The organism is Pseudoalteromonas sp. NEC-BIFX-2020_002 (assembly GCF_013002825.1).
Lineage (GTDB): Bacteria > Pseudomonadota > Gammaproteobacteria > Enterobacterales > Alteromonadaceae > Pseudoalteromonas > Pseudoalteromonas neustonica.
Window position 1 is genome coordinate 45977 of sequence record NZ_JABEPJ010000010.1, and the last position, 25178, is coordinate 71154.

General features: G+C 40.5%; 21 protein-coding genes. 7 read left to right on the plus strand and 14 right to left on the minus strand.

Annotation, left to right across the window (positions count from 1 at the left end):
• Nucleotides 1-24: 24 nt before the first annotated feature.
• The gene (gene glnS / locus HJP15_RS12465) at nt 25-1689 is read right to left on the minus strand and encodes a glutamine--tRNA ligase (RefSeq protein ID WP_169327371.1); all 1665 of its coding nucleotides are present in this window, start codon (nt 1687-1689) and stop codon (nt 25-27) included.
• Between the two features lie 250 nt (nt 1690-1939).
• Here glnS and HJP15_RS12470 point away from each other — a divergent pair, with 250 nt between their 5' ends.
• On the plus strand, nt 1940-3010 hold the full coding sequence (locus HJP15_RS12470; RefSeq protein WP_170173920.1) for a DUF3083 family protein: 1071 nt from the start codon (nt 1940-1942) through the stop codon (nt 3008-3010).
• 269 nt (nt 3011-3279) lie between these two features.
• Here the strand turns inward: HJP15_RS12470 and HJP15_RS12475 are convergent, their stop codons facing one another.
• From HJP15_RS12475 to glk, 6 genes are all read right to left on the minus strand, one after another.
• On the minus strand, nt 3280-4404 hold the full coding sequence (locus tag HJP15_RS12475; protein WP_170173921.1) for a sterol desaturase family protein: 1125 nt from the start codon (nt 4402-4404) through the stop codon (nt 3280-3282).
• Nucleotides 4405-4522: 118 nt separating this feature from the next.
• Entirely contained in the window at nt 4523-5527 is a 1005-nt protein-coding gene (gene gap / locus HJP15_RS12480) for a type I glyceraldehyde-3-phosphate dehydrogenase (RefSeq protein WP_170173922.1), read from the minus strand.
• Between the two features lie 17 nt (nt 5528-5544).
• A complete protein-coding gene (locus HJP15_RS12485) occupies nt 5545-6165 on the minus strand; it encodes a bifunctional 4-hydroxy-2-oxoglutarate aldolase/2-dehydro-3-deoxy-phosphogluconate aldolase (protein ID WP_054204668.1) in 621 nt (206 codons plus the stop codon).
• Between the two features lie 32 nt (nt 6166-6197).
• Nucleotides 6198-8048, minus strand: coding sequence for a phosphogluconate dehydratase (gene edd, locus HJP15_RS12490; protein WP_054204669.1), 1851 nt, complete (start codon nt 8046-8048; stop codon nt 6198-6200).
• A 547-nt stretch (nt 8049-8595) separates the two neighbouring features.
• The gene (locus tag HJP15_RS12495; protein ID WP_054204670.1) at nt 8596-9609 is read right to left on the minus strand and encodes a LacI family DNA-binding transcriptional regulator; all 1014 of its coding nucleotides are present in this window, start codon (nt 9607-9609) and stop codon (nt 8596-8598) included.
• Nucleotides 9610-9644: 35 nt separating this feature from the next.
• Nucleotides 9645-10643: a glucokinase gene (gene glk, locus HJP15_RS12500; protein WP_170173923.1), complete on the minus strand. Its 999-nt coding sequence runs from the start codon at nt 10641-10643 to the stop codon at nt 9645-9647.
• Between the two features lie 329 nt (nt 10644-10972).
• On the opposite strand from glk, the gene HJP15_RS12505 reads away from it, so the two are divergent.
• Nucleotides 10973-11992, plus strand: a complete 1020-nt coding sequence (locus tag HJP15_RS12505) for a LacI family DNA-binding transcriptional regulator (RefSeq protein ID WP_054204672.1) — start codon at nt 10973-10975, stop codon at nt 11990-11992.
• Nucleotides 11993-12549: 557 nt separating this feature from the next.
• Here the strand turns inward: HJP15_RS12505 and serS are convergent.
• The 6 genes from serS to lrp form a co-directional block, all read right to left on the minus strand.
• Nucleotides 12550-13848 carry a serine--tRNA ligase gene (gene serS, locus HJP15_RS12510; protein WP_054204673.1) on the minus strand — a complete coding sequence of 433 codons (1299 nt, stop codon included), beginning with the start codon at nt 13846-13848 and terminating at the stop codon, nt 12550-12552.
• A gap of 9 nt (nt 13849-13857) precedes the next feature.
• Nucleotides 13858-14244, minus strand: coding sequence for a fluoride efflux transporter CrcB (crcB, locus tag HJP15_RS12515; RefSeq protein WP_082355595.1), 387 nt, complete (start codon nt 14242-14244; stop codon nt 13858-13860).
• On the minus strand, nt 14231-15574 hold the full coding sequence (locus HJP15_RS12520) for a replication-associated recombination protein A (protein ID WP_054204674.1): 1344 nt from the start codon (nt 15572-15574) through the stop codon (nt 14231-14233). The genes crcB and HJP15_RS12520 overlap by 14 nt, the downstream gene beginning before the upstream one ends.
• A gap of 6 nt (nt 15575-15580) precedes the next feature.
• Nucleotides 15581-16237, minus strand: a complete 657-nt coding sequence (lolA, locus tag HJP15_RS12525) for an outer membrane lipoprotein periplasmic chaperone LolA (RefSeq protein WP_054204675.1) — start codon at nt 16235-16237, stop codon at nt 15581-15583.
• On the minus strand, nt 16238-18724 hold the full coding sequence (locus HJP15_RS12530; RefSeq protein ID WP_170173924.1) for a DNA translocase FtsK: 2487 nt from the start codon (nt 18722-18724) through the stop codon (nt 16238-16240). It abuts the gene before it with no gap.
• 187 nt (nt 18725-18911) lie between these two features.
• On the minus strand, nt 18912-19391 hold the full coding sequence (gene lrp / locus HJP15_RS12535; protein WP_054204677.1) for a leucine-responsive transcriptional regulator Lrp: 480 nt from the start codon (nt 19389-19391) through the stop codon (nt 18912-18914).
• Nucleotides 19392-19531: 140 nt separating this feature from the next.
• Here lrp and ald point away from each other — a divergent pair, with 140 nt between their 5' ends.
• On the plus strand, nt 19532-20653 hold the full coding sequence (gene ald / locus HJP15_RS12540; protein ID WP_054204678.1) for an alanine dehydrogenase: 1122 nt from the start codon (nt 19532-19534) through the stop codon (nt 20651-20653).
• Between the two features lie 88 nt (nt 20654-20741).
• Here ald and pssA read toward each other — a convergent pair whose 3' ends face one another.
• The gene (gene pssA / locus HJP15_RS12545) at nt 20742-22067 is read right to left on the minus strand and encodes a CDP-diacylglycerol--serine O-phosphatidyltransferase (protein ID WP_170173925.1); all 1326 of its coding nucleotides are present in this window, start codon (nt 22065-22067) and stop codon (nt 20742-20744) included.
• A gap of 287 nt (nt 22068-22354) precedes the next feature.
• Here pssA and trxB point away from each other — a divergent pair, with 287 nt between their 5' ends.
• From trxB to infA, 4 genes are all read left to right on the plus strand, one after another.
• On the plus strand, nt 22355-23305 hold the full coding sequence (gene trxB, locus HJP15_RS12550) for a thioredoxin-disulfide reductase (RefSeq protein WP_170173926.1): 951 nt from the start codon (nt 22355-22357) through the stop codon (nt 23303-23305).
• Nucleotides 23306-23434: 129 nt separating this feature from the next.
• Nucleotides 23435-24151, plus strand: coding sequence for a leucyl/phenylalanyl-tRNA--protein transferase (gene aat / locus HJP15_RS12555; protein WP_054204681.1), 717 nt, complete (start codon nt 23435-23437; stop codon nt 24149-24151).
• Entirely contained in the window at nt 24144-24848 is a 705-nt protein-coding gene (locus HJP15_RS12560) for an arginyltransferase (RefSeq protein ID WP_169326343.1), read from the plus strand. The genes aat and HJP15_RS12560 overlap by 8 nt, the downstream gene beginning before the upstream one ends.
• Nucleotides 24849-24938: 90 nt before the next feature.
• Nucleotides 24939-25157 carry a translation initiation factor IF-1 gene (gene infA, locus HJP15_RS12565; RefSeq protein ID WP_002962494.1) on the plus strand — a complete coding sequence of 73 codons (219 nt, stop codon included), beginning with the start codon at nt 24939-24941 and terminating at the stop codon, nt 25155-25157.
• Nucleotides 25158-25178: the final 21 nt, after the last annotated feature.

The window sequence follows — 25178 nt, forward strand, 5'->3', positions numbered from 1 at the left end:
TCTGATGCTAAATCGCGAGCAGAATTACTTCTGCTCTGTTTTAGTCCACGAATCACGAAGGCCAACGGTTTGGTTAAAAACGATGCTCTTTGATTTTGTATCTCGACTAAAATAACCTGTTCGCTCAAACTGGAACCCTTGTGCAGGTTCTGCATTTGCAAGCGATGGTTCTAATTTTGCATTAGGCAATACAATAAGTGAATCAGGATTTAATGTTGTAGCAAAATCCTCTGCCGCTGCAGGGTTTGGTACATTAAATAAACGATCATACAAACGTACTTCAGCCGTTAATGCTTCACTTGCTGATACCCAATGAATAACACCTTTAACCTTACGGCCATCACTTGGGTTTTTACCAAGTGTTTCAGGGTCATAACTACAGAAAATCGTTGTAACTTCACCATTTTCATTTTTTTCAACACGTTCTGCTTTAATCACATATGCACCGCGTAAACGGACTTCTTTATTAAGCACTAAGCGCTTAAACTTGTTGTTCGCTTCTTCACGGAAATCTTCACGCTCAATATAAATTTCACGTGTGAACGGCACATCGCGGCGTCCCATCTCTTCATTATTAGGATGGTTTGCAACAGATAATGTTTCAACCGTATCCGATGCGTAATTTTCAATAACAACTTTAATTGGATCAAGTACAGCCATTGCACGTGGTGCATTTTCATTAAGATCTTCACGGATACAGGCCTCTAACATGCCCATTTCAACCATGTTTTCTTGTTTAGTTACACCTATACGCGTACAAAACTCTCGGATTGAACCCGCCGTATAACCACGTCGACGAAGACCTGCAATTGTTGGCATACGAGGGTCATCCCAACCTTCAACATGGCCATTGACGACTAAGTCATTAAGCTTACGCTTAGACATAATCGTGTATTCAAGGTTTAATCGAGAGAATTCAATCTGTTGTGGATGACATTCAAGGCTAATATTGTCTAAAACCCAGTCATACAAACGACGATTATCTTGGAACTCAAGCGTACATAACGAATGTGTAATACCTTCTAACGCATCAGAAATACAATGCGTAAAGTCGTACATTGGATAAATACACCACTTATCCGCTGTTTGGTGATGATGTGCAAAACGAACACGATAAATAATCGGATCACGCAAAACCATGAACGAGCTGGCCATGTCAATTTTGGCACGCAGTACACACTCACCTTCTTTAAATTCACCTGCACGCATTTTTTCAAATAACGCAAGATTCTCTTGTGGTGATGTATCGCGTGTTGGGCTATTTTTACCTGCCTCCTTTAACGTTCCGCGATATTCGCGTGCTTGCTCTGGTGATAAAAAGCAAACATACGCTAAGCCTTTCTCAATCAACTCAACCGCATACCCGTACAATGCGTCAAAGTAATTTGATGAGTAATTAATTTCACCATCCCAGGTAAACCCTAACCACTTTACGTCTTCTTGAATAGAATGTACGTAGTTAATGTCTTCTTTTTCTGGATTAGTATCATCAAAACGTAAGTTACATTTACCGCTGTAATCTTGCGCTATACCAAAATTTAAACAAATTGACTTAGCATGACCAATGTGTAAAAAACCATTTGGCTCCGGTGGAAAACGTGTATGCGTAGATGCGTGTTTTCCTGATGCTAAATCGTCATTAATTCGGGTTCTAATAAAATTACTTGGGCGATTCTCTATTTCCGCCATAGGAGTATAATCCTCTGAATATTGCGTGGTGACAAAACTACTGCATTATTACAAAAACAAACCTTAACATACAGCAATAAGTAGGCGTGTTTACTACATATTGTGGCGTTAATAAGAAATACAAGGTTCTAAAGGCACCCTGTGCATAATTATATCCCTCAATACGATTTTTTTTGTTCCAGCGCAATAAAATAGTCATTCAATTACGCTACTGTAGCGTAATTAAAGCATACTTTATTAGGGAAAATTAATGGCTTCACTTTCACAAAACCGCGTCTATATTCCAACGACTGCAAGAGCTAACCAATATATTCTTGCTGAATTTAAACCAAGTGATAATTTTTATGCGCGCTTTACACATACCGAACAGTGCTATGAACGTTTAACCCGCCAACTATTTGCCTTGTGTGATGAATATGAATTACACAATGTACACTTGATTGCTAATGATAAACTACCCGTCGTCAGGTTTCATGAAGAAGCTTACTATTTACAAACAAAAAAACAAATTTTGTTTTTTTACAACCCCCGCTATCACGAAGCCCATAAATGCTTTAACAATAGCGAAATACCGTGCAAAAAGATTAGGTTTCTATTTTTAGCAACCGGTGATGAACTGCGATCAAATGCAGCTATATTCCACACCAAAGTAAAAAAAGTATTAAATACACTGCAAAATACATTGCTTGAAGGGGAAGCCCAAATCAAAGTGCGCGACCACCAGCATTTAACATACGATTTATTTGCCAAAGCAAAAGGTTCTAAAGAAAGTTACGGTTATAAACTACGAGGCTTGCACCAGCGCTATCAAAGCCGTCACTGCTCGCTGCCAAGCAAACATAACGAAATGACCTACGCAACATTTGCGATACCCATTACCCGCACTATAAAAACTCAATTTCAGCACTTATTAAATAAGCCAACGCTAAATGAATTTTATCAGCAGTTTTATGATGCATTTATTAAAGAATGTACGGCTAAAAATTTAAACCTTGCATCAATGATTGCCAATGGGACCACTCCAATCGTTAGAAACAGTAAAATTGATACTAATGACGGTAACTCAGAACTGCAAAAACTCAGCTTTGCAACAGGTGACGATATTGAACAATACAGCCACTACTGGCAATCAGACAAGTTAGTTGAGACCTTGCATTTTGTGATTGTTGCAAGCGAAAATGATGAGCAAGGTATTGGCCATGGTCGTTTTATGAATCATGTCGAAAGTGTTATTCGAGCAATGGTAGAACCCTTAGCAATAAATAAAGAACGCCAAGATATTACCGTACGTTTTTTCCAACACATTAGTTACTTTGAATAATTGTAATAGTCACTCTACATAAAACTAAATACAAAAAGTGCGTGATCCCCGCACTTTTTTAATATGGTTTTAGCTATTGAATTATATGAACCACTTCTAATTTTAAGCTTTACTATACCCAAGCCACCTCAAGATGCGAGTTTCAGTTGGAGTTAAAAGCGATTTAGACAAGGCATTGATTGCAAATAATGGTTGCTCCCTTGTTAAAATCAATAACGCAGTATAAATCGTTTTTAAACCAACCCGTTGGGCGTTTCACAGGGGTGCGACTATTTTTGTTTTTTAAATGGAAATAGCTGCTGCTTTAACATGCCATTAGGTACATAATCGCCAACTACTCCATAAGCCTTTGGCCATTCATTTTGCCCCTTAACAGCTGTACCAAACACATAATCTAAAAATGAAAAGTGGGCAGCATAATTGCGGTCAATCGCAGCTTTATCTGAAGCATGATGCCAATGATGAAACTGTGGGGTAACAACTAAATATTTCAACCAGCCAAATTTAACCTGTACATTCGCATGATTAAATACAGCCTGAAAGCCAACTATAATCACATAAAGACTGATCACCTGTTGTGAAAAGCCTAATACAAAAATAGGCGTCAGTACTAAACTGCGCGTTACTAATATCTCTAATATATGCTGACGAGAACCGGCTAGCCAATCCATTTCTTTTGCACTGTGATGAATACCATGAAAACGCCATAAAAAAGGCACTTCGTGATAAGCTCGATGCACAAAGTACTGCATTAGATCAGCAACTAATATGATTAGTACCACTTGCAATATAAACGGTAATTGATGGATATAATTTTGTAATGTAGTCGAAACAGCCCAGCCAAAGCCATAATGGACAAAGTGATTAGTAACCAATAATACAAAACCAATAATAAGGTGATTTACAAAAAAGTGATTTAAGTCGCCCCGCCATTCACTACGTAATATTTTTTGTTCTTTACGATGCGGAAATAATTTTTCAATAAGAATGAAAATCAAAGTAGAACCAAGTAAATCTAAAATAAACCAATCGAGTCCAATATAGGGCGTGTTATCAGAAAAATTAGTGACTTCTACATTAGGGCCACCAAATGCAATTGCCAAAATAACAAATAACCATGCAGTTGCACCTAAGCGTTTATTTTTATTGCGGATAAAGTTGAGTAGCCCCAAACTCCCAGCTAATAAAAGTGCGCCAAACATTAATTGCCGTAAGAATTCTACGCTGTAGTTTTGTCGCAATTCTGGCGTTGTTAAATATTCAGGGAAATGAAAAGCCAGCACACCTAAGCATGAAAGCATCGCTAAAAAACACGCGATGTAACCACTAATATTACCTTCACCAATTTGCAGGTGATTAGTACGAAAAAGATGGGCTTTTAGAGTATTGATCATCAGTAATTCCTTTTATAACTAACGCAAGAATACCATATTATTTCCCTAATGCCAGATACAAAAAAGCCGCGATATTCGCGGCTTTGTTGGATAAAGCTAAACTATTAAAGAGTACTTATTACAAGTACTGACCTAGCGCTTTAACTTGGTCTAACATGCGGTTTGAGAAACCCCATTCGTTATCATACCAAGCCATAACTTTAACTAATTTGCCATTAGCTTTAGTTTGCGTTGCATCAAAGATAGACGACGCTGGGTTATGGTTAAAGTCGATTGAAACAAGCGGTAGCTCGTTGTATTGTAAAATATCTTTCATTGAACCAACAGAAGCGGCTTTCATTATTTCGTTGATTTCTTCAGTTGTTGTATCGCGCTTAGTAATAAACGTAAAATCAACGACTGATACATTGATTGTTGGTACACGTACTGACATACCGTCAAGTTTACCAGCAAGTTCTGGTAATACTAAACCAACGGCTGCTGCTGCACCTGTTTTAGTCGGGATCATAGATTGTGTTGCACTACGAGCACGGTATAAATCAGGGTGGTACACGTCAGATAAGTTTTGATCATTTGTATAAGCATGAATTGTCGTCATGCTACCTTGCTCGATACCTACTGTATCGTTAATTGCTTTTGCAATTGGCGCTAAACAGTTAGTCGTACACGATGCATTTGAAATGATGTTACTATCAGCGTTAATTACGTCGCTATTTACACCGTGAACTACCGTTGCGTCTAAGTTAGTACCAGGCGCTGAAACAATTACTTTTTTCGCACCGGCTGTAATATGCTTTGCTGCATCTTCACGCTTAGTGAAAAAACCCGTGCATTCTAAAACGATATCAACGTTTAGTGCTTTCCACGGTAAGTTAGCTGGGTCACGCTCTTGCGTTAAAGTGATAACGTCATCACCAATCAGCAATGTGTTATCTGCAAGCGTAACTTTATGAGAGAATTGGCCATGCACTGAATCATATTGTGTTAAATGTGCATTAACATTAGCGGGGGCCAAATCGTTAATTGCGACAATTTTAATTTCGTTATTTTGTGCAGACTCATACAGTGCACGTAAAACATTGCGACCGATACGGCCATAGCCATTAATTGCTACATTAATCATTTAAAATTCCCCTTTAATTATTTAATTTCACTTGCTTGGCGAGCAAGCGCTTCAATGGCTTGCCAGTCTTTATTTTCAATTAGTTTTTTATCTAGCATCCACGTACCACCCACACAAATTACATTGCTTAGCGCTAAATACTTAGGTGCTGTTGTAAGGCTAATTCCACCAGTTGGACAAAATGTAACGTGTGGCAATGGACCGCCAATTGATTTGAGCATGGCAGTACCGCCCGCAGCTTCTGCTGGGAAGAACTTTAAAAACTTAAAACCATGGCTTGCTAATTTCATTACTTCACTTGGCGTTGCGGCGCCCGGTAAAAATGGAATGTCTGATTCTTTCGCAAGTGCAAGTAACTCATCATTTACACCAGGGCTCACCATAAAGTCAGCGCCTGCGGCAACTGATGCATCAAAGCTTGCTTTGTCAACCACGGTGCCTGTACCAACATAAGCCTCTGGTACTTCTGCTTTCATAAGCTTTACAGCTTCAGCAGCAATAGGCGTACGTAAAGTAATTTCAAGAGCTTTTAAGCCACCGTTATAAAGTGCACGAGCTAGTGGTGCCGCATCTTCTAATTTTTCGATTACCACTACTGGCACTACGGGTGCCGATGCTAATATTTTTTCTATACTCATTGTTTGATCCTCATACCCAGTCTGGCGAATTATTATTCTATTCCAAAGGCGCTAGCGCCTAAGTCTGCGCTACTTACAATGTTTCTAAATCCGGTGAACAATTCACGACCTGTACCAAATGTTAAGCTTGCTTCACTTAGTTGTAGTTCTCGTTTTTCTAATTCTTCATCGCTTACATGTACTTTTAATATACCCGCTGGTGCATCGAGAGTGATTAAATCGCCTTCGTGAATCTTAGCAATAATGCCTCCTTCAACAGCCTCTGGCGCCAAGTGAATTGCAGCAGGAACTTTACCTGAAGCACCTGACATTCGGCCATCTGTAACAATCGCTACTTTGTAACCTTCATCTTGCAAGGTTGCCATTACCGGCGTTAACTTGTGTAGCTCTGGCATGCCTTTCGCTTTCGGGCCTTGCTCTTTTAGAACAGCAATAAAATCTTGGTTTAACTCACCGCGTGAGTACGCTTCTTGTAAGGCACTTTGTGATGCAAATACTTTTGCCGGCGCGGTTACAACTTGATGCTCTACAGCTACTGCAGATACTTTAATCACCGCTTTACCTAAGTTGCCAGTAAGTAGCTGTAAGCCACCTTGCTTGCTAAAAGGATTATTAACTGGGCGCAATACGTCTTCATCTAGTGAGTTTTCTGGACACGGTATCCACTTCACTTTACTTGGACCTGTTGCACTACTCATGATTAAGTTGTGATCAGTGTCTAAACGCGGCTCTTGCGTATACGCTTCAAGTCCTTCACCGACAATCGTTTTCACATCATTGTGTAAAAACCCTGCGCTAACAAGTTCTCTCATAAGGAAACCCATGCCGCCCGCTGCTTGGAAATGATTTACATCAGCAGAACCATTTGGATAAATACGCGTTAACAATGGTACAACTTCTGATAAATCAGACATGTCTTTCCATGTCAATTCAACACCCGCTGCTTTTGCAATAGCTACTAAGTGGATCGCGTGATTGGTAGAGCCGCCCGTTGAAAGCAAGCCAACTAGACCATTAATAATGGTCTTTTCAGTCACTACATCTGCTAAACAATTAGCATCTTTGCTTTGAATTAATTGTTTGAGCATGGTTTCTACTGCATTACCGGTTAAACCATCGCGCAGCTCAGTGTATGGGTTGATAAATGAGCTACCTGGGAGGTGCAGGCCCATAATCTCCATTAACATTTGATTACTGTTAGCAGTACCGTAGAACGTACAAGTCCCCGCACTGTGGTATGACGCGCTTTCGGCTTCTAATAGTTCTTCACGGCTAACTAGACCTTGTGCAAATTTTTGGCGAATTCGTGCTTTTTCTTTATTTGGAATACCTGACTGCATCGGCCCTGCAGGCATAAAGTACACTGGTAAATGGCCAAACGATAAAGCGCCAATCAATAAACCGGGGACAATTTTGTCACATACACCTAGGCAAAATACGCCATCAAATACATCGTGAGATAATGAAATCGCGGTAGACATCGCTATTACATCACGTGAAAAAAGCGATAACTCCATGCCATCACGACCTTGAGTTACACCATCACACATAGCAGGTACGCCACCGGCAACTTGTGCCGTTGCATCGTACTTTGTTGCAATGCTTTTAATTAAATCTGGATAATCTTTATATGGAACATGCGCAGACAACATATCATTGTATGAATTGATAATTGCTAAATTTGGCTGTTCATCAGCTTTTAAGCGCGCTTTATCATCGCTACTACATGCAGCAATTACATGGGCAATATTGCCACAACCTAAACCAGAACGGACTCTTGTTTGTTTTTTTGCATGGTTTATACGTGCTATATAGGCTTGGCGAGTAGCTTTACTGCGTTCAATAACGCGTTCGGTGACTTCTTGAATACGAGGATGCAACATAAAAAATTCGACCCATCTCTATGGTTAGAGGATAAAGGCTCAGTGGCAAGGGCATACTCCACGAATGTACTTGCACTGAGCATCTTTGATTTACCCGTTCAAAGGTATAACGTTGTCAGGTTGTCTCTCACAATCAACCTGACACCGGTGTCACTGTATTAACGCATGACTATGACACCGGTGTCAACCTTATCCCTTAAATTTAGTTTAATTATTTAACATGACCAAATAATGACCGTGAAAAATACATATCCAAGCCACCTCAAGATGCAGAACTCGCATCTTGAGGTGGCTTGGGTATGTGTATGGATTAATTTTGAACAACAAATGAAATGAAACACATTACTATTATATTAAGTGGCATGTTTGCAGACTAACAGTTCTATCAAAAAGCGAATCGATACCGTAGCGTCATATACTACAGAGCAGCAATGAGGGATGTTAACAAAAGATCAATTTAGCCACTTTCAATAAAGTACTTTTTGTGAACTAAATAAAAAAGCGCCCGATCAAGCGTCACTCATGCTCGGGCAACTGTGAAAAGTGGTTATTTAACGTGTGCTGTAGATTCTCGGGTGATCAAACGTGCTTCTAGAGTGATCTGATATGCATTCTCTTGTGGTTCACCAATATGCTCAATTAATTTAGTCACTGCTTGCTTGGTCATTTCTTCCACAGGCTGCGCTATTGTGGTCAATCCTGGCCATATATGCCGCGCAATGGGGGCGTTATCAAACCCTGCAATCGAAATGTCGTCTGGCACTTTTAATTGACGTTGCGTTGCTAATTTGAGTACAGCTGCAGCCATGTAATCATTAGAAGCAAAGACAGCTGTTGGTCTTGGGGTTGAATCTAAAATGCTACGAGCACTGTCAACGCCTGAGTGATAACTAAAGTTACCTTCTTCAACCAAACGTTCATTAAACGTAATATCATGCGTGCTAAGCGCCCTTAAGTATCCTTTAAAACGCTGCTCTGTCGCACTGTGATCTGGGTGACCTTTAATAAACGCGATTGCCTTATGCCCGAGTTTAATTAAATGTTCAGTGATCTCAAACGCACCTTGCTCATCGTTGCTGCGTACAGAAATTGAATCATCATCAAGCACCGCTGATGCTACCCGTGCATACGGGATATTTTTACTTTTAAGAAAATCAACTAACACTTGAAAGTCTGAAAACGGCGGGGTTAACACTAAACCATCAAGTCGCGATGACTGCAGTAACTGCTCTATATTATTTATCAATGCATCACCACGTAAATCACATGGGTGGATCAGTAAATTATAGTTGTTCTCTTTACATGCAGCTAATGCACCGGTTTGTACTCGCGTGATATAGCTTTTACTTGGGTTATCGTAAATACAACCAATTATAAAACTGCGATTTTGTGCCAAGCCACGGGCAATTGGATTTGGTGTGTAATCTAGCTCTTTAAACACTTTCAGAACTTTTTCACGGGTTGCATCACTTACATTTGGCTCATTATTTAAAACACGAGATACCGTTTTTTTAGATACACCAGCATAACTTGCAACACTATTTATTGTAACTTTCTTCATCCAGACTTCCCAATAACATCCCTATTTGCGATGTATTATGATTGCCCATTAGTGTGCAAACAGGCTGCGGCACCAATAAGTGGAATATTATCTTGAGTGACTAATGTCACCGGTATTTGACTCACATACTGTGACATGATGCCTTTAGCTGCAAAACGCTCAACAAAACGACTAGCTAATAAACGGGCTTGCATACGAGGCAAAATACCACCACCGATAAACACACCTCCAAGCGCGCCAAATGTTAATGCCAAGTCACCTGCTACACTTCCAACCCAATCGCAAAACTGATCCAGTGTTGCCTCGCACACTGCACACTCTCCAGTAGTCGCAAGTTCACTAATTTGAGCTGCGTTTAAGTTTTTGGCATCCACGCCTTTTACAGCCGCCATTGCTTGATATAAATGACTAATACCAGGGCCTGAAAATACTGTCTCTATCGATACATGCGCTAACTGCTTGCGTAACTCAATGATCAATTGAGTATCTAGGCCATTCACTGATGCAAGCGTAATATGCCCAGCTTCACAACTAAGTACTGCACTACCTTGCCCTGAGCGAACTAAACATGCTGCGCCAAAGCCCGTACCAGGCCCCATTACTGCAATATTCGCATCAGTATCTGCTTGCCCTGGTTTAACTGCAATATTTTGTTGAGGATCTAAATAAGGAGCTGCATAAGCAAAAGCGGCAAAGTCGTTGATCACTTCAAGTTGTGTAAATTCAAATGCTGTTTTAACTTGCTCAACACTAAAGTGCCAACCTAAATTAGTTAAGTGTACTTGGCCTGTTTTGATTGGACCTGCGACAGCTAAACAAGCGCGAATTGGTTTAATATGGCTAACTTGAGATAGGTAATGCGTTAATGCATCTTCTAAAGAGCCAAAGTCCGCACTCGCAAAGGTAATATTATACTCAACAACAAATTGTTTTTTTTGTAGGTTAAAAGCTGTTATTAGAGCAAAACGAGCATTAGTGCCACCAATATCGGCCACTAAGATAGGATCGAATTTTGAACTAGGCTTGGAGTCCATCGTGTTTTTCCTTTGTCTAAGCAGTTTATAGACTTAACGATAATCATGCTTATTGTTGTTATTTCAATGGCCTAGCCATTGCTATGAGATATACTTTGAGCTATCACCTCAAAGTGTTTATCCTTGTATTAAAAAATGCTGCCCAATAAATGGGCAGCCAATACGTTTTGACAACAAAATGATAAAACGCCAACATTATGACACCGGTGTCAGGCTTGAATCAATAAAAATTTTAGATAACTGATAAATAGCTTGAAAAAATCAACAAATAAACGAGAATGGCACGAATTATTTGCAGTTTATTTACTTATAGCAATTAGGTTGTGTGTATGAAAGGTAAAGCTACATCGTTTGATATTGCCCATTATGCGGGGGTTTCACAATCGACAGTGTCTCGCGCACTTCGCAATAGTCCATTAGTAAACGAAGAGACTCGTCGCCGAGTTCATGACATTGCAAAACAGCTCAATTACAAAGTAGATAAAAACGCCAGCAACTTACGCACTCAGCAAAGTAGTACCCTCGCATTATTATTGTTTGAAGACCCAACTGCCGATGGATCTCAAATCAATCCGTTCTTTTTAGCCATGCTAGGCAGTATTACCCGCGCATGCGCAACTGAAGGTTACGACTTACTTGTGTCGTTTCAATCCACCAGCGCTGATTGGCAGGCAGACTATGAAGATAGCCATCGTGCTGATGGCATCATATTATTAGGGTATGGAGATTACATTGACTACCAAGCTAAATTTAGTAGCTTAATTGAGCAAAATACTAAATTCGTGTGTTGGGGAGCAAGTGTTGATAACCGTTCCGATCTGACTGTGAGCTGTGATAACTATGGTGGAGGAGAACTTGCAGCCACCCATTTACTCAAAGCAAGCCGAAAGGACTGTGCATTTATCGGTGATGCATCAGAGCATAGCCCTGAATTCTTTGCTCGCTATCAAGGATTTAAAGATGAATTTAATCGCCATGGTATATCACTAAGCGAGCGTAAAATGGCAAACGCCATATCAACCGAAGAGTCAGGTTATCACGCCACACGCTCACTAATCGCTAACAACATCCACTTTAATTCTCTGTTTGCCGCTAGTGACTTAATCGCCATAGGTGCGATTAGAGCGTTAAAGGAAGCTGGTATAAAGGTACCTGAAGATGTGCATGTTGTCGGTTTTGATAATATAGCGGTTGCAAGTTATGTAAACCCACCACTAACAACGGTACAACAAGATACAACGCTTGCGGGGCAAATGTTAGTTGGTAATTTATTAAAGTTAATTCGTGGCGAAGTGGTTGAAAACACCCTACTCCCACCGTCATTGATTATACGCGGCTCAAGCTTTTAAGTATTAAACGAATCCGCAGAGCACTCTAAATTGTACAATACAGCATATAGATACGTTCGCGGGTTCTAAATCTTCGAGTAGCTATTTGTGTTACTTGGGGTGTAACTGACCCCACCCTTTGCCAACAATGAAATTACCACCGAGTGTTTTACTTACAGTTATAAACCCACTTTATAATAAGGTGCGATCTAAACAGTTAGTGTCACCCTCGAACTCCTGCGATAAATTATCTTGGTAAACTGTAAATGATTACTGGATTCAACTAGATCACTAAAACCAACGAGCAATTTGAAAAAGCAGATACACCCTATTCGAATTTGACATTTCGCTCTAGAAAAAGATTGCTCTTTAAATCGGACGTTATAACACAAACTACCAAAAATCACGGCTGAGGCCTGTTCTTACGTCATAAATTTATCGCTGAGTTAATATTCAAACTCGCTTGCAACTTTTCTCTTTAATTTTTCAGTTTTAATCTCGAACTAAAAACAAAAAAACCGCGGTTCATTACAAACAGCGGCTTTTTTTGAAAAGCTTAAAACTTACAGGTCTAATGCTTATTTAATAACTTCAAGACCATTCATGTATGGACGAAGTACTTCTGGCACGACTACTGAACCATCAGCTTGTTGATAGTTTTCTAAAATAGCAACTAGAGTACGTCCTACTGCTAGGCCTGAGCCATTAAGTGTATGCAGTAATTCTGGTTTTTTCTCTCCAGCACGGCGAAAACGTGCTTGCATACGGCGAGCTTGGAAATCAACCATGTTTGAACAAGATGAAATTTCGCGGTATGTATTTTGTGCTGGTAACCATACCTCTAAATCGTACGTTTTTGCTGAGCCAAAGCCCATATCACCCATGCATAAAATCACTTTACGGTACGGCAGCTCAAGTGCTTGTAAAATTTGCTCTGCGTGACCTGTTAGATCTTCAAGGGCTTGCATTGAGTCTTCAGGCTTTACAAGTTGTACTAGCTCAACTTTATCAAACTGATGTTGACGAATAAGTCCACGGGTATCGCGGCCATAGCTGCCCGCTTCACTTCTAAAACACGGTGTGTGTGCTGTTAAACGAATTGGTAAATCTTTCTCGTCGTAGATTTCGTCACGTGCACTGTTTGTAAGTGGTACTTCAGCTGTTGGTATTAAACTAAAGCCTTCTTGTTCTTCGCCGTCATCGTTTACAAGACCTTTAGTGTGGAATAGGTCTTCAGCAAACTTTGGTAGCTGCCCTGTACCAAATAAACTCTCACGGTTTACTAAATATGGCACGTACATTTCTGTGTAACCGTTTTTGTCAGTATGCGTGTCCAACATAAATTGTACCAGTGCACGGTGCATACGGGCTGTTGCGCCACGCATAACAGTAAAGCGAGAACCGGTAATTTTAACACCCATTTCAAAATCTAGACCGTTTAGGTCTTGACCTAAGTCAACGTGATCTTTTACTTCAAAATCATACGCTTTAGGCTGGCCCCACGTTAAGATTTCAACGTTATCTGATTCATCAGCCCCTGCTGGTACTGACTCATCTGGCAAGTTAGGAATTGCTAAAGAAATATCTTTAAGCTGCTCTAATATAACATCTTGCTCAGCTTTAACGCTGTCAAGTTGCGCGCCTAAATCGCTTACTGCATCGAGTAATGGTTGTGCGTCTTCGCCTTTTGCTTTTGCTTGGCCAATTGCTTTGGAACGACTGTTACGCTCACTTTGCAACTCTTGTGTTTTTACTTGTAATGTTTTGCGTTTTTCTTCAAGTGCGCTGACAGTTGCTGTATCAAGCTCATAACCACGTGCTGCAAGGCGCGCCGCTGTTTGTTCGATATCTTGACGTAATAATTTAGAATCTAACATGTTAGTTTTTTAACCTTTTTGCATTACTAGCTGAAGGCCCAGCCAAGCCATAAAAATACACACCACCACATTTAAGGTGATATTGAGGGCCATTTTTAAAAAGTGACCTTGTTGCAGTAGCAACAACGAATCCATTGAGAATGTAGAAAAGGTGGTCAATGCACCTAAAAAACCAATTCCGATTAGGGTTTTGGCGGGGCTAACGGTGATAATTTCGCGCTCTATCAAACCGTATAATACGCCCATTAACAATGAACCAAGAATATTAACCGTCAACGTGCCAAAAGGGAATCCCCTACCGAGCAGTTTTAGCATGGTTTCACTAATAAAAAACCGTAAACAAGCACCACTTGCGCCACCAAGCGCGATCATCATGTATAACTTAAGGCTTGTCATAACGTTTTAAATCGCTTTGTTGGTCACGTTGTTTTAAGTAATCCAGTTTTTGTTTAATTTTTTGCTCTAATCCACGATCGGTTGGAAAGTAATATTGGGTGTCGGCTATTGGCTCTGGTAAGTACTTTTCACCCGCTGCATAGGCACCTTCTTCATTATGTGCATAACGATACTCTGCGCCATAACCTAAGTCTTTCATTAAATTTGTGGGGGCATTACGTAAATGCTCTGGAACAGGGTAACTAGGCTCATTTTGCGCATCCCGCTTTGCTTGCTTAAAAGCGTCGTACACTGCGTTGCTTTTAGGCGCACTGGCTAAATAAATGGTTGCTTGTGCGATAGCGCGCTCCCCCTCACTGGGACCCACTCGTTGAAATATATCCCATGCATTGAGCGCAACTTCCATAGCTCTTGGGTCAGCATTGCCTATGTCTTCGGTAGCAATAGCCAGTAAACGCCTTGCAACATACAGCGGATCACCGCCTCCAGCCAAAATGCGGCAATACCAATACAGTGCGCCATCTGGCGAGCTGCCACGCACTGACTTATGAAACGCCGAGATCAAATCGTAAAATTCATCACCGCCTTTGTCATATTTTGCCAAATGCGTTGGTAATACTTGGCTTAATACATGTTCATCAACTAAGTATTGGCCATTTTGTTCGACTGTTAAATCGATTGCTTGTTCAAGTAAATTAAGTACTTTACGGGCATCGCCGTCACTTGCTTGGCATAATGCGCTCTTAGCATTATCAGCAAGAATAATGGTTTTAGTGCTTAACTCGTCGTCGTTTTTTAATGCCCGCTCAATTACTAAATTCAAATCTGCGTCTTGCAGAGATTTAAGTACATACACACGCGCTCGCGATAAAATCGCGTTATTTAGTGCAAACGATGGGTTTTCGGTGGTTGCACCTACAAAAATAAATGTGCCGTCTTCTATATGCGGTAAAAAGGCATCTTGTTGAGATTTATTAAAGCGGTGCACTTCGTCTACAAACAATAAAGTGCGTTGCCCGCGCCCTTCAAGGTTATTTTTAGCTTCGCTCACAGCATCACGAATATCTTTAATACCCGCAGTCACCGCCGACATTTGGATCAGTGCGGCATCAGCATGATTGGCAATAATTTGTGCCAGTGTGGTTTTACCCACCCCAGGCGGACCCCATAAAATTAAGCTGTGACAACGCCCCGCCAATATTGCTTGGTATAAAGGTTTATCGTGGCTTAATAAGTGTTGCTGACCAATATATTGTTCTAAACTAGTCGGGCGCATACGCGCCGCGAGTGGGCGCACATCGGGGGCGAAATTAAAACCTAAATTGCTCACCTGTGACTACTCGCCTTGGCTTTGGTCGTCAATTTCAACGCCATCTGGAATTGTGAACTCAAATAATGATGTTGTTAGGCTCTCATTTACTTTGGCATCGCTAAACGTAAATGTTGATGATTGCCCTGAGCTATCTTTGACTAATAACGACGCTAAGCCACTCTCGTTCCCTGAAAATACAATATCAAGTTGCTCAACTTGGCTTTCAACGCCTTTGTTGGGCGTAACGCTAAACCCTTTATCAGTGCTTGCTACATGGTATTTTTGCCATTGCGCAGGATCTTTAGAAGTCAGCAAAACAAACGGCGTTGAATCAATCAAGCTATGTGTTTTCATTATCGTGACTTGCTCAGCAAAGCTGTCAAAGTAATAGGTTTTATCACCGTTTGAAACGAACAAGGTGTCATCCGGGCTTGCTTGCTGCCAGCGGATCATCATTGGCTGTTGTAAGGCAATATTACCTTTACCTTGCATAATTGACTCGCCTTGCGCATCGTTTACTTGCTGAATAAATTGCGCTTGAAAACTCTTTAAGCCAGCAAGTTTTGCCTGTAATGCTTGGCTGTCACTTGTAAACGTCTCGCCTGCTAGGCTTTGGGCTGTAAAGAATGACGCTGATAAAAAACAGCTTACAGCTAATGCTAAAGATTTAATTTTTTTCATTTAATTTGCTCCACCGTTGGGCACTAATACATCACGGGCACCGTTATGACCTGGTGCACTCACAATACCCGAAGTTTCCATTTGCTCTACTAAACGTGCTGCGCGATTATACCCTACGCGTAGTTTGCGTTGTACACTTGAGACAGACACTTTACCTGTTTCAATAACAAATGAGACTGCTTCATCATAAAGCGGATCTGATTCTTCATCTGCATTTTCACTGGCTTCACCTGGAAGTAAAATATCTTCTGTGGCATCACCATTTAAAATTTCATCTATATAGTTTGGTTTAGCACGCGCTTTCCAATCATTTACCACGGCATGAACTTCGTGATCATCAACAAATGCACCATGCACACGTATCGGTACACTTGTCCCTGGCGGTAAATAAAGCATGTCACCCATACCTAGTAAGTTTTCAGCGCCTTGTTGATCTAAAATGGTGCGCGAGTCTATTTTACTTGAAACCTGAAACGCCATACGAGTTGGTATATTGGCTTTAATCAAACCTGTTATAACATCTACCGATGGCCGCTGCGTTGCAAGTATCAAATGTATACCTGCAGCACGGGCCTTTTGTGCAATACGCGCGATCAGCTCTTCAACTTTTTTACCAACAATCATCATCATGTCGGCAAATTCATCAATAACCACGACTATACTTGGTAATTTACCTAACTCGTCAGGCCCCTCTTTCATGCCATCGGTGTCTTTAAATAATGGATCTAAAATTGGATGACCTGCTTCTTTGGCATCCATTACTTTTTGGTTATAACCTTTTAAGTTACGAACACCTAACGCTGACATTAACTTATAGCGACGCTCCATTTCACCTACACACCAACGCAGTGCATTGGCAGCTTCTTTCATATCAGTGACTACTTCACATAGTAAGTGTGGGATACCTTCGTACACAGAAAGTTCCAACATTTTTGGATCGATCATAATCATACGCACATCATCAGGGCCAGATTTATACAGTAAGCTTAATATCATGACATTAACGCCCACTGACTTACCAGAACCTGTTGTACCTGCCACTAATAAATGTGGCATTTTTCCTAGGTCTGCACAGATCGGCTCACCGGCAATATCTTTACCTAGCACCATGGTAAGGGGTGACGGGTTTTGCTCAAATTTTGGCGCGTCGATCACTTCTGATAGACGAACTATTTCACGGTGTTTGTTTGGTAATTCAATCCCTACATATGTTTTACCGGGGATCACTTCAACTACTCGGACACTCACAGCAGAAAGCGAACGGGCTAAATCTTTTGCAAGACCTGTAATTTTTGATACTTTAATGCCCGGTGCTAAATCCAGCTCAAAACGCGTTACAACAGGTCCAGGGTACACTGCGACAACCGTCGCTTGTACGTTAAAATCAAGTAACTTGGTTTCAACTAAACGCGATACAGCTTCAAGCTCCTCCGGTGATATCGGGTTTTTAGCTTTATCTGGGCGGTCTAATAAATCAAGCGTTGGTAGCGGTGTGCTTGGTGGTTTTTCTTCTAATAACTGCTCAAATTTTTCTTTTGCTGTCGGTGGCGGCTGATACGTACTTTTTGGCTTAGACATTGGCCTTGCTGGAGACACCACCGTGGTAACTGGTTTTTCAGGTTCAGCAACGTAGCTTTGATCCAGTGCATTTAATGCAGCAGCCGTGTCCATCGGCTCATCGTCAATGGCACTAAAGTTGATTTCTTGATCTAAAATATCGTCTAAATCATCAAACGGGCTATGCTGTGGTGTGGTCTCAATTTGATCAGCTGTAAAACGCTTTGCTTTTGTCGCACTCGTTGGCGCAGGCTCTGTAAACGTGATTTTATCTTGGTCGTTAAGATCGCCTTCAATTGAAGGTTCATTAATCGGTTTTTCTTCAATCGCTACGCGTTCACGGTGTAACCAGCCTTTAAGCTGCGAAGTAATCACACGGTATATGCGGACAACCCAATCACCTAAGAAATCAACAAACTGCACCCACGATACACCAGTTAATAATGTTAACCCTGCAAAAAAGAAGCACAGTAGTAAGATAGACGTGCCAGTGAAATTAAATGCGGGCATCATCGCAGTTGCAATCACATCGCCTATTACACCGCCTGACGAAAAGTTATAAATATCATCAAAATTGATACTACTAATTGCGGTCGCTGAGGTTATAAATAGCGCAAAACCAATTACACGCAAAGCAAGTGTTGTATAGTCTAGCTGAAAAATTTTATGCGGTTGCTTAAATAGTAAATAGCCAAATACTTGAATGGCCGCAGGCACAAAGTAGGCTAGCCAGCCAAAGGTGAGTAATAAAATATCTGCAATCCATGCACCAGCTGCGCCAGTGACATTTCTGACTTCGCTAAAGCTGGTTTGTGACCACGCAGGATCGGCAGGATCAAAGCTTATCAGCGCACACAAAATAAATACTGCGGCAAAGGTGCTGATTATTAACCCTGTTTCTAATAGTCTTTGTACACCGTTTAGGCGCATAATTCCCTAATCCTTATTATCTTTGCATTTTTACTTAGCAGTGAAATACCTTAGCAGGAAATGCTTTTCGTTGCACTTTATCTTAACTATGATGGACTGATAATGAACGTGTTTTTATAAATTATGAATACCTTGGGCAAACCCGTTATTTGCCATTTATTATATCATCTATAAACCCGTACAAAACTTAGGCTATATATGGGCGAATAATCACCCCTTGCTCGCCTTTTACTTCTTCCATCACCACATAAGTGCGACTTTCACTAACGTTAGGAAGCTTTAGCAAAATATCACCTAAAACACCACGGTACTCAGACATATCGTTAACACGAGTTTTGAGTAAAAAGTCAAAATTACCAGATACCAAATGACATTCGATTATTTCGTCATGTTTTTTTACCGCAGCACTAAACTCATCAAATACATCTGGCGATGTCTTTGTGATCGTCACTTCAACGTATACAGATAAGCCTTGACCTAGCTTAGCTGGGTCAACTACCGCTTTATAACCTACAATATAACCTTCGCGTTCGAGCTTTTTTACTCTTTCCAGACAAGGGGTAGCACTTAAACCAACACGCTTAGCTAATTCCACGTTGGAGATACGGCCATCGTGCTGTAATTCCATTAAAATCTTACGATCTATTCGATCTAATAATTGATGCATATTACCAACTAGTTTTTTATTCTGTTTATTATTAATATTTAGATTATATCACTAGACTCACACTAAAAAAAGGTGAGACACACTGGCTTGTCATGAATATAATAGTGGAAAATTTCATTCCGTTCAAACAAGGCAATATTATGATTATCGGTGTACCTAAAGAAATAAAAAACCATGAATACCGTGTAGGTATGGTCCCTGCTAGTGTTCGTGAGTTAGTAAACCACGGCCACCAAGTTTTTGTTGAAACTAATGCTGGTATGGGCATTGGCTTCACTAACGAAGATTACACGCTAGCTGGTGCAGAAATTCTAGCAACAGCAGCTGAAGTTTTCGCAACAGCAGAGATGATTATAAAAGTAAAAGAGCCACAAGCTGTTGAACGTGCGATGCTACGTGAAGACCAAATTCTTTTCACTTATCTGCACCTTGCACCTGATCTTCCACAAACAGAAGACCTAGTAAAGAGTAAAGCAATTTGTATTGCATACGAAACGGTTACTGATTCACGTGGTGGCCTACCTCTTCTTGCGCCTATGAGCGAAGTTGCTGGTCGTATGTCAATTCAAGCAGGCGCACAAGCCCTTGAAAAATCAAACCACGGTCGCGGCATGCTACTTGGTGGTGTACCGGGCGTTGAGCCAGCTAAAGTTGTTGTTATTGGCGGCGGTATGGTTGGTCGTAGCGCAGCGCAAATGGCAGTAGGCCTAGGTGCTGAAGTTGTCGTACTTGATCGTAACATCGATGTACTTCGTGCTCTTGATGCACAGTTTGGTAATAAAGTTAAAGCTATTTACTCAACGGCTGATGCACTTGAAAAACACGTACTTGAGGCTGATCTTGTTATTGGTGGTGTACTTATCCCAGGTGCTGCTGCGCCTAAACTAGTTACTGCTGAGCACATTAAAGCGATGAAGCCTGGTTCTGCTATTGTAGACGTTGCAATCGACCAAGGTGGTTGTATCGCAACATCTAAAGCAACTACGCATGCTGATCCTACATTCATCGTTGATGACGTTGTTCACTACTGTGTTGCTAATATGCCTGGTGCTGTTCCGCGCACATCTACATTTGCACTTAACAATGCAACATTGCCTTTCATCATTAACCTTGCAAATAAAGGTTACAAAAAGGCATTATTAGATGACGCTAACTTCCTTAAAGGTCTTAACGTGATCAAAGGTCAAGTTACTTACAAAGAAGTAGCTGAAGCATTCAACATGGAATACGTTGATCCACGTACAGCTGTTGAAAACGCATAATTAACGCACGTTAATTAGCGTACGTTAATTAGTAAAAAAGCAGCGAATTCGCTGCTTTTTTTATGTCTAAATTTTGCTTTAATTCGCTTTATATAAATCGCTTGATAATAAAATCAACCTTTACACGCTTTGCTTGGCCAAGTATTTTTTTAACTGCTGGCGGGTAGTCGTCCATAGTCTCTAAATCTTCAGCACCGGATAAACGGCGGCAGTGTTTTAATATTTCAGCTCTTTCATTATCAATTGCTGGCATTAAACTTTGCTCTGGATCATCTAATAAAATACCGTTTTCAATGTCTAAACCCCATGCACGCGGGTTTAAATTGTGACCACTGAGTAAATGGTACTTTTGATCAGAGCAAATGCCTTTTAAATGAAACGAGTTGCTTTCGTGTTGCCACAAGTAAACATTTAAATTTCCATTCGTTATATGGCGTTGTTGCGACTTTAAAAATTTATGCAAAATCGTTTCATACAAATACGGTAAAGCACCTATTTTACTAAATGGCTCACTTGGGGGCGTATAAAAATCATTGGCGGTTTTGTCACCCACCACAATTGTTATTTGCTTACCTTGTTTAAGTAAACGCCTTAACGAGCGCATTAACGGTGCTGGAAAGTTAAAATAAGGCGTGTAAAGAACAAGCTCTTTTTCAGTGGTATCAAATAACGACTTTATCGCGCGATTTAATTCGTTATTTCGTCGGCCTAACCCTAAAAATAAGCGTACACCTAATGGTTGTTCGTTATTTTCAGGTCCATGTGAATATGTTGCTTGTTTAAGTGCCCGCATTAATTGCTTTTGCACTACTTTAATGTCGTTAAACTTAGTTAATGGACGCACATCAATACGCGGTACAGCCTCAGAACTTAATAATTCTTGCTCTATAAAATCGACCACAGCATTACATAACGCAAATTGATTAATCAAAAAGTAACGATCAAGCCGATAACGTTCTTCAAATTGTAAATAAACGTTATTGAGACTTGCGCCGCTATATAACAACGTATCATCAATCACAAAACCCTTTAAATGCAGTACCCCAAATAGCTCTTTAGCTTTGACTGGTACGCCATAAATTTGTACATTTGATTGATATTTTTCTTGGTATTCACAATATAAACTTGCGTTACCATCCGATTTAGCCGCGCCAATCAAACCACGTTGAGCACGATGAAAATCCACCAGCACCTTTATTTCTAATGCTGGGTTTGCTAATGAAGCGTGGTGCAATGCTTCTAAAATTTCTCGCCCAGCTTCATCATCCTGTAAATAAAGCGCGGTAATATAGATCCGTGTTTTCGCGTTTGCGATCAGATCCAGAAGATTCGAACGATATTCTTGTGCATTGGTTAAGACGTTAACGTCTTTTGAAGTCAACCCAAACGCGGGTTTTTCCTGCCAAAATAACATAGATGCCTATTCACTTAGGTCACGCCAAAACAGCGCAACAAATCAAAATTAGTTAAAACATATCAAAAAAATACAGCGTGGTCATGAATTAACGATGCTTGTTAGGGTAATAATAGATTAATAGTGTACATATCGTACAGAACAGCTATTTTTCACAATCTTAGTACACAATATTTGACAGCTTTGCGATTTATAAAAAAAAATAATCATCGCTTTTATTTACTTCCCCCTTGTTTCTCTTAAAATCGAGCGCATTAATACGCTATTAAACGTTTAGGATAAAAAACATGAGTGAAGCAAAACATTGTAAGTTACTAATTTTAGGATCTGGCCCTGCAGGTTACACCGCAGCCGTTTACGCAGCGCGCGCAAATTTAAACCCTGTATTAATTACAGGCATGCAACAAGGTGGTCAACTTACAACGACAACTGAAGTAGAAAATTGGCCAGGTGATGCTCATGGTTTAACAGGTCCGGCATTAATGGATCGCATGAAAGAACACGCTGAACGTTTTGAAACTGAAATTGTATTTGACCATATTAATAAAGTCGATGTATCTAAGCGCCCGTTTACACTTACTGGTGACCAAGGTACGTACACATGTGACGCGCTAATCATTGCTACAGGCGCATCAGCGAAATACTTAGGCCTAGAGTCTGAAACTAACTTCCAAGGCCGTGGCGTCTCTGCCTGCGCAACATGTGATGGCTTTTTCTATAAAGGTCAAAAAGTTGCGGTTGTAGGCGGTGGTAATACGGCTGTTGAAGAAGCGCTTTACTTGTCAAACATCGCAGACGAAGTTCATGTTATTCATCGCCGTGATAGCTTTCGCAGTGAAAAAATATTAGCTGATCGTCTTGCTGAAAAAGCAGCGAACGGCAACGTGGTATTACATTACAATCGCACACTTGATGAAGTATTAGGCGATCAAATGGGCGTAACTGGCATTCGTATTAAAGATGCGCAATCTGACGCAACTGAAGAACTCGATTTAGCAGGCGTATTTATCGCCATTGGCCATAAACCTAATACTGATATGTTTGTAGACCAGTTAGAAATGAAGGACGGCTACTTAGTTGTTGAATCAGGTCTTAACGGTAATGCAACGCAAACAAGCGTACCTGGTGTATTTGCTGCAGGTGATGTCTCTGATCACATTTACCGTCAAGCAATTACCTCAGCGGGTACTGGCTGTATGGCTGCATTAGATGCTGAGCGCTTCTTAGATAATCTATAAATATTGGTTTGTATTCTTAAATGCAAGTATTAAGGGCTGATATTTCAGCCCTTTTTTATATTCCCCCTTTGTAATTTTAATCTTGCAGGTTACACTTTTTAATTCGTCTTATTTTTATTTACTGATGTTATGACTAAACAGCTTTATCAACTCTCCAATAGCCACTTTGAGTTTCCTAACCCAACACATGCACTTGATGATCCCGATGGCTTACTGGCTGTGGGTGGTTGTTTATCTATAGAGCGATTGAAAAATGCATACATACACGGCATTTTCCCATGGTTTAGCGAGTATGAACCTATAATGTGGTGGTCACCAAGTATGCGCGGCATTATTGAGCTGAATGAGTTTCATGTTAGCCGCAGTTTACGGAAACACCTGAAAAAACACCCAGTAAAAGTAACCATTAATACCGCTTTTAATGATGTTATTGAAGCATGTCAACAACAGCGCCAAGATGTTGAAGGAACATGGATCACAAGTGAAATGATCAATGCTTACCAGCAAGCACACCTAGCTGGTGTTGCCCACAGCCTTGAAATATGGATAGATGATGAACTTGTTGGTGGCTTATACGGAATGATGCAAAACGGCGTGTTTTGTGGGGAATCTATGTTTCATCATCAAACTAACTGTTCTAAATTAGCGATGTGGGCTTTAGTGAATTGGCTTAAGCGCCACAACGCACATTTCATTGATTGCCAACTAGAAAACCCTTACTTGCTATCATTGGGGCAAAAAGTCCTACCGCGAAGCGAATTTTTAACTAAACTTAAACAAGCCAGCAGTTTTAAAATACCACCAACGATGTGGCAAGCGCAGGAGCTTATAGCTATTTATGACTGACCATTTACCGGCTCGTTTAGGTTTGAGCCAACAATTTGATTGTAGCTACCTTACTGATAGGCAAGAGCAATTATTAGTGATCCTCGAACCTAGCTGCTACAGCAGTGAAAAATTTGAAGCATTATTAGCACTTGGCTTTCGTCGAAGTGGTGACCAAATTTACCGTCCACACTGCCCTGTTTGCAGTGCGTGTAAGTCAGTAAGAGTATTAGCTCAACAGTTTTCACCGACAAAATCACAAAAACGTAAACTTAATAAGGCAAAAAATCAATTTACAGTGACGTATTCACGACAAGAACGCCTTGAATATTACCCACTTTACAGCAAATATATCACGCAGCGTCATCAAGAGGGTTCAATGTACCCTCCTGAACAATCACAATATCAAAGTTTCTTATTTTGCCAATGGTTACCTATTACGTTTATTGAATTATGGCACCAAGAAAAGCTTATCGCTGTGGCCGTAACTGATTGTATGAACAACGCCATTTCAGCTATTTATACTTTTTTTGACCCCGATTTTGAGCATTTTAGTTTAGGCACATTAATGATTTTAGAGCAGATAAAGTTTGCTCAACTACACAATAAAGATTTTGTCTACTTAGGTTACCAAATTGATGAATGCGCTAAAATGCGCTACAAAACTCAATTTTTACCTGCACAAAATAGGGTTGCAGATGAGTGGCTGACTATTTAATTTGCAAAAATAGCTACTGTGGCTTTACTTATTGGAGTATTTTCGGCAGAATCTGCATCGTTTAACTATTAAAGAGGTGTTACGCTAAACATGGCGAAAGAAGACGTAATCGAAATGCAAGGGACGGTCCTTGATACTTTACCAAATACAATGTTCCGAGTTGAGCTTGAAAATGGTCACGTAGTTGTGGCTCATATTTCAGGTAAAATGCGTAAAAACTATATTCGTATTTTAACCGGCGATAAAGTTACTGTAGAAATGACCCCATACGATTTATCGAAAGGTCGCATCGTATTCCGTGCTCGCTAAGTTAGTGCGTTAACGAAATAT